This window comes from Paenimyroides ceti (assembly GCF_030409925.1).
Map to the genome: position 1 here is coordinate 1,341,252 of NZ_JAUFQU010000001.1, position 19,148 is coordinate 1,360,399.

Genomic DNA, 19,148 nt, shown 5'->3' on the forward strand with positions numbered 1-19,148 from the left:
GTTACTCATGATTTTGTAGACATCAGACGTAGATTTTTTAGAATAATGATGTTTAGAGAGAAGACATCCTTGTAAAAATTTTATGTTTCATAAAAAGGCTGCTTTTTTGAAAAGTTTTGGTTTTTAGGTGATTTTTTACAACTCATTATTTGAAAATAAATAATCGGATAGCCCGATTAGCATTAACTATTATTTTATAAATTATGAGTAGGAAATTTACTTATCAGTTTCTCATGAGGGGGCTTTTTACACTCTTTTGGGTAATGTTATTCCAGAATTTTGCCGTTGCGCAAACAAACAATTCCAGTCTTATTTGGGATAAAGCCGTTGGTTGTATTGAATACGATTTCAACGATAAAGATCCTAAACGGGGTATTGAATTTACAGAAGATATTGAAGACGCACCCTGTATTTTGGTATGCGAATACAATATGGTAAATTATGAGGTACAGGGTGCAGGTATTGCAAATGTATCTTGGGACATAGCAGGGGGTGTGATTCACAACACTTACGGAAATCTCAATCAGTATGCACAGATTGAATGGGGGGCACCGGGTAACGGAGCCATAACCGTTACGATTACTTATACTGATAATACGGTAAAAACCTTTCAACCCTGTTTTAAAATTATCAATAGCCCTAAGGCTTTCTTTAAAATCAATAATATTAGCGGAGATGATAGATTCTGTTTAGAAACACCAATTAATTTTGACAATCTTTCTACACAGAATGGTGGTACAGATATTGTTTATTATAACTGGGATTTCGGAGACGGACAATATTCAAGTGCATCTGATCCGCAACATTCCTATGATGCTCCGGGTATGTATGAAGTGAAACTTACGGTTACAAACAAATGTAACTGTAGCGATACTTATTATTTAAAGATAGAAATTGTAGATAAACCGAATGTACTTATTTCATGTCCGTCTGTGGTATGCGAGAATTATGAAAAAGTCCGCTATACAGCTAACGATGGTTGCGGTAATGGGGAATGGAAAGTTGAAGGAGGTACTATTGTCAATGAGGATACTTATGGTATTGATGTAGTGTGGGATAATATTGATCCTGCTGTAGGATTTGGTTATGTACATTACTTGTCAAAATGTACCTGTCCTTTTTGGACTACTGTAAAGGTTCCTGTGGTTACTAAAAAAGGAATTATTCAGGGTAATGATGTTCTTTGTCAGGGTACTCAAAGCAGATATTCTTTACCACAATGGCCTACAACTGAATTTAACTGGTATCTTGTAACAGATACTAATCCGTCACAAGTTGTAATGGTAGATCAACGCAATGAGATTATTGTAAAAGGTCTTGAGCCAGGTAATTACACGCTTGTTTGTGAATATAAAAATACTTTATTAGGATGTGGCGGAACAGCGAAAAAAGCAATCACCATATTGCCAACCGTTGATATTTACGGCGATACTGAATTTTGTAGTGGTGCTTATCATCAATACTATAATTCATCAGGTAATACCGTAAACTGGGAGTTAAAACTTGGTAACAATGTGGTTGCAAGCAATACCAGCCCGGTTTTTGAATATCCGTTCCCTCAGGGTGGAACATACGTGCTCACAGCGACACCGTTAAATGGTTGTCCGAGTCAGCCTTTCATCATAAACGTTACTCAGACTCCGGTTACACCGACAGGAATCATTGCGGGAGATACTAAAATATGTCCGGGAGTGCCGTATGAATACAGTTTTACAGATCCTTCTTCTTCCACTTTATTAGTGTGGGATGTTGTAGGAGGAACTATTGAAGGGGACAATACTGGTGAAACCATTACGGTAGTCTTTAATCCTTCAGGTCCTTACGGAGTATCCGTAAAAAGGCGTACTATGAATGCTTTGGGATGCGAATCGGGATCTTTGAATCTTAATGTAACTCCATTAGTTGTTAACGCTACTATTGTGAATAATGACGGATTAACCGTTTTCTGTCCGAGTACTATTACACAATTTACAGCAAATCTGAACGGAGTCATAGCTGATCATATTGAATGGGAAGTTTCTCCTTCAAATTTCGGTAATATCATCGGCGGATTGAACAGTCCGAATGTAACGGTAAGCTGGAATGAAATTTCTAACGGAATTTCTACAGGAAAACTTATTCTTTATGTAACAAAATGTGGTATCCGTACTCCTTTTGAAACTACAATCAACCTTCATAAGCTTCCACAGATCAATATTTTAGATATTGGTGATGTATGTCCGTTAGACAATACTATTACCGTTGCTGTAAATACTCCGGGTGTCACTTCTGGTACACTGAGTTTTGAATTTGGCAACGGAAATGTTGTGGGTCCTGTAAATATCAATTCTACTGGTGTATATACCATTAGCAATGGATTCAGCAATAACTCATCAGTGAATATTTCACAGTTGTTAACGGTGAAGTTATTAAATCCGAATGGGTGTAATTATGTACCGACTTCTACCATATCAGCAGTTGTATTTCCGGAAACCAAGATTGATATTTCTCCGGGTTATGGTTTTGTAGTTTGTCCTCAACAAAATTATAGTATTAGTTTAGGATCCAGTATCTCAACAGGAATTACAGGATCAGTAACTTTTAAATGGTATAAAAATAATCAGATCATTTCAGGTGCGAATACATCGTCTTATCTTATCTCAAACGCTACACAGGGATTGACACCTGGCGGGGTTTATTATGTTGAAGTAAAAGATATTAACGGATGTATTGTAAAATCAAATACCATACAGGTAAGTGAATCTTGTGGTAGTACACCGGGATGTACCATTACACCAAATCCGAATCCTCAGATGACATGGGAATGGAATTGTGAGTTTATTACCTCAGAAGTAACTTATAATGGAACACCAGATGAGTTTATCTGGTCAGGAGGAACTCATTTGACAATAGAAAGCGGACAGAATACCCCAAATATTGTCTTTAAAACTTCCGTTCCGGGTGCGCATATTCTTTTTGTGAAATTGAGATATGGTAACTGTATTATTGAAAAAAGTGTTGTAGCTACTAAGAATTATGAACCGAAACTGAATATGACAACGGTTTGTAATCCGGGTTCAGGAACCTATAATCTTACGTTACATAACAACTCTACCATTTTTGGTATAAATATTAACAATATCACTTTTACCTATACAGGACCTGGAATTACAGTTCCTCTTCAAGGACAGAGTGCTGTAGTGAATAATCTTTTACCGGGTACCTATACTTACACTTTAAAATTATCTTCTCCGGGAAAACCAGACTGTACCGTTTCTGAAACGATTACATTAGGCCAAATGCCAGATGTTGATTTTACCTTACCAGGAACATTATTTTGTGCAGAAGAGGCGATAATGTTGACCATTCCTAACTATAATCCGGCCAATCAGTACAGATGGGGATTTGATGATACCTATTATGTAGCATCAGGTATGACAACACAGATTAATCTTGCGATAGAAAATACCTATGGTATTACCTTAGAGGCATTGACACCTCAGGGATGTACGATCATCAGTGCACCTAAGTTTCTTCAGATAAGAAAAGCTGCTTTTAGTGGAAACTTTAGCCCAAATCCGATATCTGCGTGTGAAGGTACAGGTATGCCATCGTTGAGCTTTGTGGCATCTGGTAGTGCAAACCCAAGCGGTTATATATGGATGAAAGGCAATCAGCAGGTAGGAACAGGAAGTTCGTTTACACCTTCTCAATCCGGTAGCTATTGGGCTGTATTAATAGATAATTACGGATGTAAATATAATGATATGTCTTTATCTCCTGTAAACGTTACAGTACGTAAACGTCCGTTTGTAAATATAACCGGAAATACAAATATATGTTATGGAGAACAAACGACTCTTCAGGGTGTAATTTCCAATAATACCTTAGAACGTCGTTGGTTGATTAACGGAATTCCAATGGCAGCCCCTCATGGTAACTGGTCAGCTACTACTCCTTTGACTGTAGATGTGAATAGTTATACACCAGGAAACTATGAATATACTCTTGAGGTAAGACCTGTTACCGATGTAACTTGCGGCAACAGTCAGACATTTACGGTTACGGTAAATCCACAGCCAACAATACCGGTACTAACGTATGATGTAGAAGGATGTAGTCCGTATAAAGTTGTTATTAAAGCTAACGGAGATTCAGGAACTTACAATTGGAGTAACGGAGACAGCGGTACTGAAATTGTAGTGACAAACGGAGGTGCTTATCAGGTTACCTATACAGCACCTACAGGTTGTAAAGTAACAGCTGGTATTCAGGTTCCGCACAATGTCGATCGTTATATGTGGGTGTTCCCTACAGGTTGTTTTACAATTTGTCCGTTTAGTAATCCTGCTCCTTATATTATAGGACCATTAGGTATTTTTGATTCTCATCAATGGTATGTAAACGGAACGGTAATACAAGGTGGTTCAAATATGGCGGTTCAAAACTTACCGGTTAGTCAGGCGGGAACGTATCAGTTGGTCATCAAAAATGATATTTGTACTTACAAAAGTGATTTGATGTATGTATCTCCGGATATGGAAAATTGTAAGGTAACACCATGTCGATTTAAGTATGCTTTGAAAGATCCGATCTGGTCTGATGACGGTACTTATCATATTTATGGCTCTATTTCAAACCCGTATAATGTTCCAATGACAGTAACCATCAGCAGCCTTAACGGATATGGTACTTTCAGTCCGAGCAGTATAACAGTACCGGTAGGAGGTACCTATAACTTCAATCCGTTGATTTTTACACCTAATGCCGGATTCACCGGAGGACAAGATCAGATTATCTTACAGGTTGCCGGACAACAATGTATGACGTTGCATAAAATCTATTATAAACCTTATGCAATGAAGATGATGGATGTAGAAACAATAGAAACTTCTCTTGCTACTATGTCAGTATCTCCAAATCCGTCTGTAAGTATCGCTGTGATTTCTTACGATTTGAAAGAACAGTATAAGCAGGCTCAGAAATTACTTGTTTATAATATTCATGGAGTAGTTTTAACTTCTATGGATATCAAAGAAAACAAGGGAGAGTTTATCTTAGATGTCAGCTCATGGTCTTCAGGAACTTATATGATTGGTCTTGAAGCCGATGGTAAAACGGTTCTGCAGCAAAAGCTGATTAAAAAATAATTTCAATGTTAAAAAAGGCAATGCTAAAGGTAAACTTTAGCATTGTTTTTTATTATTTTTATGACTATAACCAAAAAAACAACAACAAATGAAAAAAATAATACTCTTTAGTAGTTTATTATTCAGCTGTGTCGTGTTTTCACAAAACTATGAATGGAAATGGGCAAAAAGCGGCGGCGGCAGCGCAAGAGGATTAAACGAAAGTCAAAGTGCTTATTGGTACACGTCTGAGCAGATATTTGATATTGTTACAGATAATCAAAACAATAATTATTATCTGGCTACCATAACTCAGGGAAATACAAAAATACTTAATGAGCAGGTTACCACTTATAATAATGTGGTTGCCGGAAATGACATCGCTATATTTGCGACTAACTGTGAAGGAGAATATTTATGGAGCCGTATTATCGGAGGTCAGCAACAGGATACCGCTTACAAATTAGCACTGGATACCAATGGCGGAATTTATGTAGCGGTCAACGTGCTCAATATAGCTTATGAGGGATCCAATTTGTTTCCACCACGTTTTGGAGATGATGATGTATTGCCTTACACACCGATTAATAATTCAGAACAGAGTGAAGCATGGAATACCAGCTTTTTATTAAAATACAATACGCAAAACGGAACTCTGTTATGGCGCAAAAATTTACAAGGCAGTGTCAATCAGGAAAACCGTAATGCCTGTGTATATCAAATCATGATTGATACTAATAATATATTACACATGATGGTCGGATATTCAAAAGGAACCCATCTGAATAATGCCATCACAGTTCCTGATACTTTTACCAATACGTTGCAGTATTATATCATCAAATTTAATGATGAGGGAGTTTTACAAGGTAGTCCGTTATTACTGAATGCATCAGGAATCTTTTTAGACTACCATACTCATTTCAGGTATGATCAGAATCTTAACCGATATTATATAGCAGGTTCCAGAAATAATGGTGGAGGCACTTATCTTGATCTGCAGTACAATAATACAGCGGTTCAAGGCAGATCGTATGTTTTAGCGATCAATGCCGGTTCCGGACAGGAAATCTGGAGAAAAGATATGGGGGCAACGGATACCCAGTTTGATGACAGCCGTATTTATGGTATTGAAGTCGATGAAAATTCAGACCTATACATAGGAGGGAAGTTTTTTAATACAGGAAATTCGGATGTTTTATTTGGTAATCATATTCTCAGTAATGAGCTGACCGGTAATATTCCGTTTATTTTGAAGATGAACAGTAGCGGAACCGTACAATGGAGTAAGGTACCCACTGCATATATAGATCCATTAGCAGCAACCGGCGGGCATATGGCTTACGGTGTAGCTATTAACGGAAATGAAGTTGCTCTGGCAACACAAGGTCGTTCTCATGTTTGGGGAAACTATTCTATCAATCGTCCGCAGGGACACCGAACAGATCCTGTTTTACTTCGGTTCAACAAGCAAAACGGGAATGTAATCGGCTTACATGATATTATGGGCGTCGGAGGATATGATGACGCTATTACAACAATTGGGGTTGATAATGATGGAAATTATATAGTAGGCGGCTATTACCGATTTAATCTTTTTTCAAATAATATCAACAATATCACTCCGTTGACCAATAGTGCCAACAATGGAAATTATACTGATTTTTTCATAGCTAAACTGGCTTCTTCAGAATGCGGAACTGTAAGTAATGAAGATTTTGAAAAGATGAACATCAGATTATATCCTAATCCGACATCGGGCAAAATCTATATTGAAACGGATGAAATTTTAAAGACCTATGAAGTTTACAATATAGTCGGACAACGTTTGCTAAGAGGAACATTTATGACTGATGAAAGGTTTATCTCTTTAGAGAATATGAGCTCAGGAACCTATTTTATCAGACTACAGACACAGAGTGGTACTGTAGTAACTGAGAAAATAATAAAAAATTAATTTTTGTGAAATTTCCAAAAAAGCCTGCTGTCATCAGCAGGCTTTTTTTATTGATTATAGGGAAAGAACCTTTTTTTAAAAGCGGGTTTAGGTATTGGACAAATCAAATAGTTTCAGTAATTTGCATGAATTATGCATTTTTACTGAATTGATAAACAGCATTTATGGAAATTCTGCTAATAGAAGACGATCAAAGGGTTGCTGAACTTATCCAGAGAGGACTGCAAGAGCAAGGGTTTGAAGTGATGGTAGCTTTTGATGGAGCTACGGGTGTAAAGCTGGCTCTAAAAAATTCCTATGACTTAGTAATTACAGACATTATTCTCCCTAATAAAAACGGAATAGAGGTTTGTAAAGAAATCCGAACACTAAAACCTGATATACCTTTAATGATGCTGACAGCGTTGGGAACTACAGATGACAAAGTAGAGGGGTTTGATGCTGGCGCAGATGATTATCTGGTAAAACCTTTTGAGATGCGGGAGCTATTGGTTCGCATCCGATCTTTGCTTAAAAGATATAGTAAAAAAGCAGAAAATATCGGTTTTTTGCTCAAAATCGCCGATCTGGAAATGAACCGACATACTAAAATCGTTAAGCGCAATAACACAGAAATACATCTTACCCCAAAAGAATTCAAATTATTGGAATATATGATGCAGAATCCTGCTCGGGTACTTTCCAAAGCAGAAATTGCAGAAAAAGTCTGGGATACCCATTTTGATACGGGAACCAATTTTATTGATGTCTATATCAATTACCTTCGTAAAAAAATTGATAAAAATTTTGAGAAAAAGCTCATACACACCAAATCTGGTATGGGGTTTATTTTAAAAGAAAAATAGAGGGATTATTCAGTATTTACCATTCTCATACTGTCTGTATTACAGCAAAAATTTTATGATTTTATGAAAATAAGAACAAAGCTTACAGTATTATTTACCATCATTACGGCTACTATCGTCCTTATTTTTGCTTCTGTTATTTACTATTCCGCAAAAGAAAACAGAGAAAAAGAGTTTTATAATTTATTGACAAAAGAAGCTGTTACGAAAGCCAATTTATTTTTTAATGCTGAGGTTTCTGAAAAGACACTTCAGGATATTTACAGCAACAACAGAGAGATTCTGAATGAAGTTGAGGTAGCTATTTATGATCAACAATTTAAACTGCATTACCACGATGCTGTAGAATTGGATTTTGTTAAAGAAACTCCGGAAATGGTTCGATGGATTTATGAAAAAGGTAATATGCAGTTTTATCAGAATAAATGGCAGGTAGTAGGATTAAGGTATGAATTTAATAATACGCATTATGTTATTACTGCCGCAGCCTATGATTATTATGGTTATGCCAAATTAGACAATTTATTGCAGAATAGCGTTATTCTTTTTGTGATTACTATTCTGTTCATTTATATAGCGGGATGGTTTTTTTCTAAAAAAGCTTTTGAACCAGTTGATCAGATGACGAAAAAAGTAAAAAATATATCAGCAACTAATCTGCATTTGCGTTTACCATCCAACACAAATAAGGATGAATTGTCTGAACTATCCAATACTTTTAATCAAATGCTCAGCAGATTGGAGAATTCCTTTGAAACTCAAAAACATTTTGTATCCAATATCTCCCATGAACTGCGAACACCTCTTGCCGCTATCATTACCGAATTGGAACTATCCCTTACTAAAGAAAGATCTTTAGAGCACTATAAAACAGCTATTGCGCGTACCTTATCAGATGCACAAAAGCTAAACAGACTGTCAAATAGTTTGCTCGATCTGGCTAAGGCTAGTTACGATCCGTCAGAGATATCCTTTAAACAGACACGCATTGATGAGGTATTGCTTGATGCTGCACAGCAGGTACAAAAATCTGATAGTACATATAAAGTTATAATTTCCTTTGAGAGTAATTTTGAAGATGACCGACAGATTTCAGTTAATGGAAATGAATATCTCCTAAAAGTAGCTTTTGCTAATTTGTTTGAAAACGGCTGTAAATTTTCTACAGACCACCAATGTAGCGTATTGATATCATTCCATCAGAACAAATTGCGTCTGGAGTTTCTTGATAACGGAATCGGAATTACGCAAGAAAATATTGATCAGATTTTTAAACCTTTTTACAGAGGGGATAATAAAGATTTTGCATCCGGTAATGGGATCGGACTCTCTCTGACAAAAAAAATAATAAGTCTTCACCATGCTACAATTTCAGTAAGGTCTAAATCGGATGTCGGAAGTGTTTTTATTGTTGAATTTACAACGGTTTAGCAGATTTTGCAGAGTTAAAAATAGTTTTTTTACAGTTAAATAGATTATATGAGCTGATAACGGGTAGCATAAGTAAGCGCCTGATTGATGGTACGAACATTCATTTTTTGAAATAGTTTTCTGCGGTGAAATTTTATAGTATCGGAAGAAAGACAGAGTTTATCAGAAATTTCATTAATAGTAAGTCCCTGTTTATAATAGCCCAATATCTGTAATTCTCTTTTAGATACTATAATTTTAGTACTTTCAGTCCATTTTTCTGTTTTGGGATCGTATTTCCAAATCATGTTAGAATTGTCTTTACTCATCATAATATTCCCTGCTGTTGTATTGCTTGCCATGGTAATGGTACACATAACTTTTGCTATTTTTCCTTCCTGAGTAAGTGATAAAGGAGTAAGCTTATGATGAATCAATAATGTATTCTGATTTTCATCTATCAGATGAAAGTCGTACATCAGTACATATTCTTTACGTTTCGATTCGGGTACCTGAGCATAAAATTCAAATCCGGCTTTCTGGGCCTGAGCTACTATTGTCTGATCTTCTTGCTTTATGTATTTTTGAAAATAGTTTTCACTTTTTTCAAATACTTCACCAACTTTAGAGTCGTGTAAAAAAATACGGTTATCAGAGATGTATACCATCCTGTTTTCTATATAATCAAATATATAAATGCTATTAAAAGCAAGTCTGCCAAAGGCTTTGACCGTTTCCAGATAATTGATTTCTGTTTGAATCGTTTCAACGGGAATAAGTATTGAATTTTTCTGATCAGAAACAAGAGTGTTAGTGTTTTCCATGTTTTTTAAGATGAGTTATAAATATCTGCTTTAAATAGGAGAGTAGTTAGTAAAGCATATCATAAATATAGGTAAAAAAATAATAAGTTATAAATCAATGTACTACACTTTAGTGTAGAATTTAATCATAGCTGTAAAATCTACACTTTAGTGTAGCGTGTGTTAGAATTTTATATCTAATTTTATCATATTCAAAGGGCAAAATTAAATTCTTTATTTAGCCTTTGTTATAATTTTCATCAAGGTAATAATAAGAGAGAAAATAAAAACTTCCCGAAAATATACACGCGTGTCAGGAGTAACTCGAAAATCCTTAAAAGAGTAGAGATTCAATTTTTTAAATTTAATAACATGAAAAAAATGTTGTTTTTAGCTATTGTAATGATAGCTTTTGTTGGGAATACTTTTGCCTCAAATAAAACTCTTATTCAATCAACTGAAGTAATGTCAGAAAATGAATCTATTAAAATTATTTTCATAGAGGAAATAGGATTTGATGATGAAAGAGCGTGTTATTCATTTTATGTAATATATGAAAGAATTGATGGTACAATACAGAAAGAGGCAAGAACTGTATGTAGTTTTCATCATACGCAAGAGCAAATTAAAAAAGAAGTAGAAAGGGCTTATGGTACCACCATTAAACCTTCTGCTAAATAATTCTTCCTCATATTTACAAGATGAAAGAATTTCTAACTACCGAAATTCTTTCATTTTAATTAAAAATATCTAATTACACAAATCTTTTAAAAATATGAAACATTTAAAAAGCATTTTTTTTTTCTAATTCCTTTGCTATCGTTAAGTCAGAGCAAATTATACAAAATAACTTATTTAACCATAGCAGACATAGACAATCAGGTTTTAAGCACAGATGTTTTATATGTTGATGAAAAAAAGGCGTATTATGAAATCGGAAAAAAGGAGGTTGTAAGTAAGAATAATTACAATATGGATGCCATTTTTATAAAACAGAAAGAGAAAATTAAAAGTTTTGTATATACGGACATCTTAAACCATAAGCTATACAATATTATTGAAAAAAAAAATATTTATAAAACAGTAGAACCAATACCTGTAATGAACTGGATTTTAACCAATGAATCAAAAGAGGTTGAAGGTATTTTACTACATAAAGTAACTGTACATTTCAGAGGAAGAAATTATGAAGCCTGGTGTGATTTAGACCTCCCTATTTCGGTTGGACCTTGGAAATTTAATGGAGTTCCGGGGCTTATATATGAAATAAGATCATTAGAGAAAGATTACTCCTATTCCTGGATTTTAAAAGAATTTAAGCAAATAGCGGAAGATAAAAAACTTAAAGAAACGCTTTTATTGCTTACTGCAAGATTAAATAAAGATTATACGGATTTAGAAAGTAATATTAAAAAAATGGATGAAGAAGAACTATCAGGTATAAATATATCCGATATTAGACTGCCTGAAGGAATATTTGTAGAATCTGCAAAAGTAATTAAGTTAGACTTAAAAGAAATAAGAAAAAAAAGAGCAGAAATAGAGTATGAGTGGGAAATATAATAAATACTAATCAAAATACTACACTAAAGTGTAGCGGCTGTTACAATTTTAAGTGTTACTTTTAACGCATTCAAATGGTAAAATCGAATTCTTTATTAGCCATTTCTTTATGATTCTTACTTAAGTAAGAAACGGGAGTAAATAAGACTTCTAAAAAAAGATACCTATTCAATAGTAATTCAAAATAATCTTTAAAAAAGAAAGATTTTTTGTAAAAATGAAAAAATATTGTTTTTTGTTATTGTGATGAAGTTCTCTTATTCTTATAAAAATAGAATGACAGAGCTGTTAAACTTTGATATGTAGCGAAAAACAAAAAACGATTCTTCCCCCACAAAAAGCATAAACTAAGTATAATTTTAACTGGAGATTAAAAATCTCCAGTTATTTAATCAAAATCTTAAAATAATGAACACAATGTTTTTTAGTATCGCCGCTCTGTTTTATTTTCAGGGTATATACGCCCAAAAAAGTATAGAGGGAAGTTTCCTTTCTGATAAAAAAGCAACTGAAAAAATATGGAAAATTGAGTATAAGGAGATTTCCATTTATACTCCAGGTTTTATAAATGAAGACAAGGCAACACTATATATATCAGATGATTATTCGTTTTGCAAAACAGAATTTAAAGAGAGTGCATATAGTGCAGAAGACCTAATGGCAAGTGATGATTCAATTTTAGTGATTGATGATGATAATTTTGATGAAAGTTTTAATGAAATAGTGGTAAACCGAAACGAAAAGACATTAACCGAATATCTTTTTGAAGATATGGTATTGAAAAACAAGTTTGCTGTTGAGGAGTCTTTGCCTGAAATGAAATGGGAGCTTTTAGAGGAGAAAAAAAGGATTGGCAATTATAATTGCGAAAAAGCCAAAACGGTTTTCAGGGGCAGAATGTATGAAGTGTGGTATACCCCCGAAATTCCCTTGTCTTCTGGTCCATGGAAGTTTAACGGACTTCCCGGACTCGTTCTTTCTGCAAGAGATATTCAGGGCATTTATAGTTGGGAAGCAATATCAGTAACTAATCATGTAGAGGAAGGGTTTGACTTTTTAAAAAATATAAATAATAAACCTGATTTTACTAAGATTTCCTATAGAGATTATGATAAGAAAGTAGTAGCTGCTCATAAAGATAGAAATAGAGTATTTAATACGAGGGCAGAGGGAGTAATGATTACTACTACAGTAGGAACTAAAAGAGAGCCAATCAATGAATGGAGAACAGAAACAGAATTTTGATCTTCGATGAAAACAAATAATAATAAAGATGCAACAAACTATTTCTATTTGTATAAGTATCCTAATTGGCAACTAAAAAAATAAATCAAAAAGGCAGTAAACTGATAAAAACAATTTTTATTTATTATGGCTAGACAGTATATACAAAAAAAAATTAAATATTTAATGATTCTACTAATCAGTTGTCCTCTTTATTCTCAAGAGAACACTATCTATGTACTCTATACTAAAGACGATGAATTGTTTAGCACTTATAAGCAAGAATTAATAGCAACAAATGATTGGGCGGTTTTTTGGAATGAGCGAATCATTTATAAAAGAGATAACGTAATCCATAAAAAAGAAGATGATGTTGGTTTTAGTATTGTGAATACAGATTTAGATCTTTTTAAAACAGAAATATTTCTCGATAGATCTAATACCATTGTTATTAGAAATCACAAGGATAAAGAAATCTATGATGTTATTGATGAATTGCCTGAATACAATTGCAAATACACGATGGACAAACAAAAACTATTGGTGGGTATGAATGTACAAAAGCTACATGCTTTTTTAGAGGGACGCCTATTGTAGCTTATTTTTCTACTGAGATTCCTATTCAGTTCGGTCCCTGGAAATTTAAAAATTTGCCCGGACTCATTATGGAGTTGTCTACTTTATCCCCAACTTACAATACAACATGGAGAGTAGAACAGATAATTTATCCGTTTAAGAATAGGGAGTTTGGCAGGGATATAAACGTTCCTAAAAAGAGGATTACTTTAAAAGAAGAAATTGAAATAGAAGAAAAGAATTTCAGAGAAAGTGATGAACAAAGCCGGGCCATGTTGCCTGAAGGAGTGACTATGGAAGAGAGTAAAAGAGTAAGAATTGATGTTGAAAAAATTTATGAGTGGGAAAAATAAAGACTATAAATATTGTTTTACTAATAATGTTGTTATTAGGTTATAATACTCTGCATTCACAGACTTTACAAGGAGTTGTAGTAAATGAGCAGAATACGTTTCTAAACAACGTAAGTGTTATTTTAAAAAGCAATGAAAACAAAACCATTGCTTACCGGTTTACCGGCGCAGATGGGAGTTTTAGTTTTACAGATTTGGAAGCTAAAGAATATCTGTTACAATGCAACTCCTTAGGATATGAAAAACAACTGATAACAATTGATTTATCAAAAGAAAAAACAAAAAAAATAAACATTATCCTTATCGAAAAACCAGAAGAATTGCAAGAGGTTATTATTGAAGTACCCGTAGCCTTAAAACAAAAAAAAGACACCGTTACCTATAACGTAAAATCTTTTTTAGATGGTACTGAATATACCGTGGAGGATTTGCTTAAAAAACTTCCCGGAATTCAGGTTGATGAAAACGGGACAATAAAAGTAGGCAATCAGGAAATTGAAAAGATTATGGTGGAAGGAGACGACTTTTTTGAAAAAGGATATAAAATACTTTCTAAAAATATGCCGGTAAAACCGCTTAAAGAAGTAGAACTTTTACAAAATTATTCCAACAACAAACATCTGAAAGGAATTGAAAACAGTGATAAGGTTGCCTTAAACTTAAAGTTAGAAGACGATGCCAAGCGTCAATGGTTTGGTAATTTTGATGCCGGCTACGGAGTAGCTTCAGAAAACCGTTATACGGCATATAGCAACCTCATGAATTTTGGTAAAAAGGATAAGTATTATTTTTTAACCAATCTGAATAATATAGGAGATGATAGTACAGGTGATATAAGCCATCTCATTCGTTCCTCTAATGATTTTGTTGTAGGAGATGATCAGATGGCACAGCAATTTTTAAGCCTTGCCCCGTCAACAGCATCTCTACGTGATAACCGAACGAATTTTAACAATGCTGAAATGCTCTCTCTCAACAGTATATTTACATTGTCAGCGAAAAGTAAATTAAAAGCAATTGCCTTTTTAAATACAAATGAGCAGAATTTTTACCGGAACAGTTACGATTGGTTTTCGGATGGACAAACATCGTTTGAAAACAAAGAAGATTATTTCATGCGCCAAAAACGGTTATCCGCTTTCGGAAAATTGGATCTGACTCATGACTTCTCTAAAAAATCAACTCTTGAAGTTACTACACGCTATAATTATGCCGACAATAAAGACCGCAGCACTATAAATTTTAATGATAACAATCTGGAAGAGCGCCTAAAAACAACTACCAACTTCGTTGACTCAAAAATACTTTATACCACCAAACCAAGTGATAAAAAAGTATGGATTCTGGCGGGTAGATTTATCAATGAAGCAACTCCGCAAAATTATACCGTTAACCAATTTGTTTACCAAGATTTATTTAAACGTGATGCAGATGCCGTAAAGCAAAACTCAGCCAATACGATGCATTTCTACGGATTTGAAGCTAAATATTTAGACCGCAGACCCAAAGGGCATTTGTTAGAGTTTGCTACTGGAGCTGAATTTAGAAATGATGATTTAAATACAACATTCTATTTAATAGATAATCAGGCAGAAATACGCCCAGATGATTTTCAAAACAATCTAAAATTCCAGAATTATTCCTATTATACCAGTTTAAATTATTCTTACCGGTTATGGAATAATTTCAGAATCGCTTCTTCTGTAAAACTAAATTATTTAAGTCAAAAGATAGAAGGACAACAAGAAGTTAAAAAAAACGACCCTTTTTTACTTACTCCGAGTCTGAATTTTACTTGGGAAATAAACAATAAAAACAAACTACAGGCGGGGTATAATTACAATATGAAAACAAATAACCTGTTGAATATGTATCCCAACTATTTGCATACAGGTTTTAGAAATTTTACAACCGGTTATACTGATTTTGTGAAATTTGCCAACCACAGTTCAAGTCTTATGTATTCTTTTGGTAATTTTTCTGATCGTTTTTTTATGTCTGCCATGGCAGGCTATGGTTTTTCAGATGAATATTTTTCATCACAAACCATTTTAGCACAAAACTATACGGTTTCAACTCCTATTGTATTGAAAGATCAGAGCATGATTTATTACAATCTGAATACTGATTATTATTTTAAGCCGATCAAAACTAATATGAAAATTGTTTTTGGTGGAACCAGTTCTCAATATCAAAATTATGTGAATGAATCTGACATCAGGGATATTACTTCAACTTCCATTAACTATGGTATGGAGTTACGCTCAGGGTTTAGTGGTATTTTTAACTATCACTTCGGTACCAAATGGGATTATAACAAATTTGAAACTACCAATGTATTTGATTATACCAATAACCGAACATTTGTGAATCTGAATTTTAGGTTTTCTAAAAAATTGTATGCTGTGCTCCAGAGTGAACGGTATTATTTTGGAAATTTGTCGCAAAATAAAAAGGATTTTTACTTTTCAGACTTAAATATTGATTATCGACCTAACGAAAAAATAAGTTTGAGGTTTGCTGTAAATAATATTTTCAATACCGATACATTTGTTTCTTACAGTCTTACAGATATCAGTATTTCGGAAACGAATTATAAATTGATTCCCAGATATGCCTTGTTAAGAGCTGAATTTAGATTTTAAGTTTATTTTACTTCTACTAAACTGGGAAGCTTACAGTAGTCTTAAAAGCTAATGAAGATCGTTATGCAAAATTTTTGCGGGACAATGGTACCTTAATTACTTTTATTAATGATAAATGTTATTTAGGAGATCCAAATAGCCCCAATGATTTATCACCTATTTTTAACAGACTCAACAGTGGAGTAGAAAGTGGGGAAGATCTTGGAAATGCACTTTACCATTTTTATTCTAATGCTACGGTAAAAACTCAAATCAATGATTTATTTAAGAGTTATGGCTATTATGGCTATTGATTTTCATACTATTAGCTTGCCTGGTTAATAGGTGAAAAGAATAAAATACTATATCTGAGATTAAATAATGATTGTTGAATAAGTCTGTAAATAAATTCCAGATATACAACTTCTTGTTCTTCTAATGAATTTCTAATTTTTTTCTAAAACATTTCTAACAGCTCAATTCTTTGAGCTGTTTTATTTTTGCACTGCAAATAAAAAACAACTCCTTATGGATGATAACCCCCAACTGAATAAGAATATTTCACTGTAGAGAACATAACATGGTTTTTGTTCTTTAGTGAACCAATAATCAATCGTTATGAACTTTTTACTACACCTATTACAACATATTACAGTTTACAGTAAAAATACGGATACTGCCTTCCATTTTAGTATGGATCCGGTTTTACATATCAAACCTTTCTTTATACCACACTCTGTATTCAACGCAGTTGTAGTGTTTCCTAATTATTCATCTTTTAATACCAATAGCCATGTTGTCAATAACTGAATTTGCAATACGTCTGGCACTGGCTTTTTTATTGGGAGCAGCTATCGGAATAGAAAGACAATGGCGCCATAAAAATGCCGGACTAAGAACCAATACACTGGTTTCTGTCGGTTCAGCAGCTTTTATATTATTATCGGTATCGATTACAGGAACGACAGGTGACCCGAGTAGAGTTGCTGCCCAGATTGTTACGGGCATCGGTTTTTTGGGAGCAGGTGTTATCATGAAAGACGGATTGAGTGTACAGGGACTCAATACAGCAGCGACGATATGGTGTTCTGCAGCGGTTGGAACTCTGGTAGGTATTGGACTTTTTCCTCAAGCTGCTTTAACGGCATCTGCAGTAATCATCACGCATATCCTATTACGTCCGATAGGAGCAAAGCTCAACACCATTTCTTTTTTTCCTAAAAGTGAAACTGCCAAAACAGAATATAAAATATTCATACACTGTAAAAATAATGTAGAAAACCACTTTCGGGTATTGTTGATGCAACAATTGGGTAACTATGATAAAATACTGTTGCGTTCCCTTTCCAGTACTGATAATGAAGAAAATACAAGTACTGTAATCATTGCTGAAATAATCGCGGTAGGCAAACAGGATTATCTGATGGAAAAAATGGTAAGCCGGCTTACTATTGAGCAGCAGGTAAAGAAAGTGAGCTGGGAATTTACCGGACAGCAAACAGAAATCTGAATTTTAATCACAAAAGCAATTGGAACATAAATATAAAGAGATAAAAATGAGATTCTTAAAAAATGCATTAAAAACAACTGGAGTAGCAGTATTGCTCACCTTCTTCTTAAGCTGTAAAAATAATACAGAAGCTGAGCATATATCTGATTATAAGATTACCAATGATAGTGTTATTATCTTAGAACAACATTCCACTATCAAAAGCCAATTACAACTTTATAAAGTCCAGCAAGAAGCCTTTCAATTGCACTTAACAACGGCAGGTACTGTAAAAGCCATTCCTAATTTCTATACTGAAATTGCGTCACCTTATGCGGGACGTGTTACAAAAGTATATTTAAAACTTGGAATGCAGGTAAATGCTGGGACACCTTTATTTGAGATTAATTCACCTGATTTTACTGAAATTCAGAAAAAATATTTTGCTTCCAAAACCGAATATAAAAAAGCCGTTCTAAATCTTAAACGGCAAAAAGACTTAAAATTAAACGGTGTAGGAGCTATAAAAGATTTAGAAGAAGCAGAAGCAGAATATGAAATAGCGCTCAAAGAATATGAAAATAGCCGTTCAGCCCTTAAAGTATTTAACATAAATCCTGAAACCCTTACGTTAGGACAGCCTCTGGTTATACGATCACCTATTAAAGGACAGGTAATCAGTAATGAAATTATCAACGGACACTATATGCGCGAAGATGATGATGCCCGTGCTGTCATTGCTCAGTTAGATAAAGTATGGGTGGTAGGACAGGTAAAAGAAAAAGACATGAGATTCATAAAAGACCTCGAAAGTGCTGAAATTAATGTAGCTGCCTATCCGGATAGAAAAATTCCTGGAAAAATTTACTATACAGATGAAATCATAGATGAAGAAACCCGCAGTATACGGGTGATGATCGAATGTGAAAATAAAGACCTTTTACTCAAACCCGGGATGTATGTAACGGTAACCTTTACAGACCATACGCAAGATGTCGTTTTCGTTCCTTCTAAAGCCGTTTTTCAAATGGATGACAATAGTTTTGTTTTCATTCAGACTCAAAAAGACAGCTATGTAAGACGAAAAGTAAAGACTGATCTTTCAGAAAACGGACGTATACGTATTACAGAAGGGATAAAAACTGGAGATGTCATTGTAAGTCAAGGCGGATTTTACCTCCTGGAAGTCAAATAAT

15 protein-coding genes are annotated in these 19,148 nt (G+C 34.1%); 14 read left to right on the forward strand and 1 reads right to left on the reverse strand.

Annotated features, from left to right (window positions below):
* Positions 1–203 precede the first annotated feature (203 nt).
* The 4 genes from QW060_RS06455 to QW060_RS06470 all read left to right on the forward strand — a co-directional run bounded on the left by QW060_RS06455 (position 204) and on the right by QW060_RS06470 (position 9,341).
* On the forward strand, positions 204–5,129 hold the full coding sequence (locus QW060_RS06455) for a PKD domain-containing protein (protein WP_290362825.1): 4,926 nt from the start codon (positions 204–206) through the stop codon (positions 5,127–5,129).
* An 88-nt stretch (positions 5,130–5,217) separates the two neighbouring features.
* Entirely contained in the window at positions 5,218–7,065 is a 1,848-nt protein-coding gene (locus QW060_RS06460; RefSeq protein ID WP_290362826.1) for a T9SS type A sorting domain-containing protein, read from the forward strand.
* A gap of 164 nt (positions 7,066–7,229) precedes the next feature.
* Positions 7,230–7,910 (forward strand): response regulator transcription factor, encoded by a 681-nt coding sequence (locus tag QW060_RS06465; RefSeq protein WP_290362827.1) that lies wholly within the window; start codon positions 7,230–7,232, stop codon positions 7,908–7,910.
* A 63-nt stretch (positions 7,911–7,973) separates the two neighbouring features.
* The gene (locus QW060_RS06470; RefSeq protein WP_290362828.1) at positions 7,974–9,341 is read left to right on the forward strand and encodes a HAMP domain-containing sensor histidine kinase; all 1,368 of its coding nucleotides are present in this window, start codon (positions 7,974–7,976) and stop codon (positions 9,339–9,341) included.
* A gap of 44 nt (positions 9,342–9,385) precedes the next feature.
* Here the strand turns inward: QW060_RS06470 and QW060_RS06475 are convergent, their stop codons facing one another.
* On the reverse strand, positions 9,386–10,144 hold the full coding sequence (locus QW060_RS06475) for a response regulator transcription factor (protein WP_290362829.1): 759 nt from the start codon (positions 10,142–10,144) through the stop codon (positions 9,386–9,388).
* A 351-nt stretch (positions 10,145–10,495) separates the two neighbouring features.
* On the opposite strand from QW060_RS06475, the gene QW060_RS06480 reads away from it, so the two are divergent.
* The 10 genes from QW060_RS06480 to QW060_RS06525 all read left to right on the forward strand — a co-directional run bounded on the left by QW060_RS06480 (position 10,496) and on the right by QW060_RS06525 (position 19,147).
* A complete protein-coding gene (locus tag QW060_RS06480; protein ID WP_290362830.1) occupies positions 10,496–10,804 on the forward strand; it encodes a hypothetical protein in 309 nt (102 codons plus the stop codon).
* Positions 10,805–10,936: 132 nt separating this feature from the next.
* Positions 10,937–11,686 (forward strand): GLPGLI family protein, encoded by a 750-nt coding sequence (locus tag QW060_RS06485; RefSeq protein WP_290362831.1) that lies wholly within the window; start codon positions 10,937–10,939, stop codon positions 11,684–11,686.
* A 408-nt stretch (positions 11,687–12,094) separates the two neighbouring features.
* Positions 12,095–12,931 carry a GLPGLI family protein gene (locus QW060_RS06490; protein ID WP_290362832.1) on the forward strand — a complete coding sequence of 279 codons (837 nt, stop codon included), beginning with the start codon at positions 12,095–12,097 and terminating at the stop codon, positions 12,929–12,931.
* Between the two features lie 165 nt (positions 12,932–13,096).
* Positions 13,097–13,507 carry a hypothetical protein gene (locus QW060_RS06495; protein WP_290362833.1) on the forward strand — a complete coding sequence of 137 codons (411 nt, stop codon included), beginning with the start codon at positions 13,097–13,099 and terminating at the stop codon, positions 13,505–13,507.
* Complete coding sequence (locus QW060_RS06500) at positions 13,420–13,839, forward strand: GLPGLI family protein (RefSeq protein WP_290362834.1); 420 nt, start codon at positions 13,420–13,422, stop codon at positions 13,837–13,839. Before QW060_RS06495 ends, QW060_RS06500 begins: the two co-directional genes overlap by 88 nt.
* Positions 13,827–16,484, forward strand: coding sequence for a beta-sandwich domain-containing protein (locus QW060_RS06505; protein ID WP_290362835.1), 2,658 nt, complete (start codon positions 13,827–13,829; stop codon positions 16,482–16,484). The genes QW060_RS06500 and QW060_RS06505 overlap by 13 nt, the downstream gene beginning before the upstream one ends.
* Before the next feature lie 74 nt (positions 16,485–16,558).
* Positions 16,559–16,777, forward strand: a complete 219-nt coding sequence (locus tag QW060_RS06510; RefSeq protein WP_290362836.1) for a hypothetical protein — start codon at positions 16,559–16,561, stop codon at positions 16,775–16,777.
* 304 nt (positions 16,778–17,081) lie between these two features.
* Positions 17,082–17,273, forward strand: a complete 192-nt coding sequence (locus QW060_RS06515) for a hypothetical protein (RefSeq protein WP_290362837.1) — start codon at positions 17,082–17,084, stop codon at positions 17,271–17,273.
* Positions 17,257–17,973 (forward strand): MgtC/SapB family protein, encoded by a 717-nt coding sequence (locus QW060_RS06520; RefSeq protein ID WP_290362838.1) that lies wholly within the window; start codon positions 17,257–17,259, stop codon positions 17,971–17,973. The genes QW060_RS06515 and QW060_RS06520 overlap by 17 nt, the downstream gene beginning before the upstream one ends.
* 46 nt (positions 17,974–18,019) lie before the next feature.
* A complete protein-coding gene (locus QW060_RS06525; RefSeq protein WP_290362839.1) occupies positions 18,020–19,147 on the forward strand; it encodes an efflux RND transporter periplasmic adaptor subunit in 1,128 nt (375 codons plus the stop codon).
* The last annotated feature ends 1 nt before the right edge of the window (position 19,148 follow it).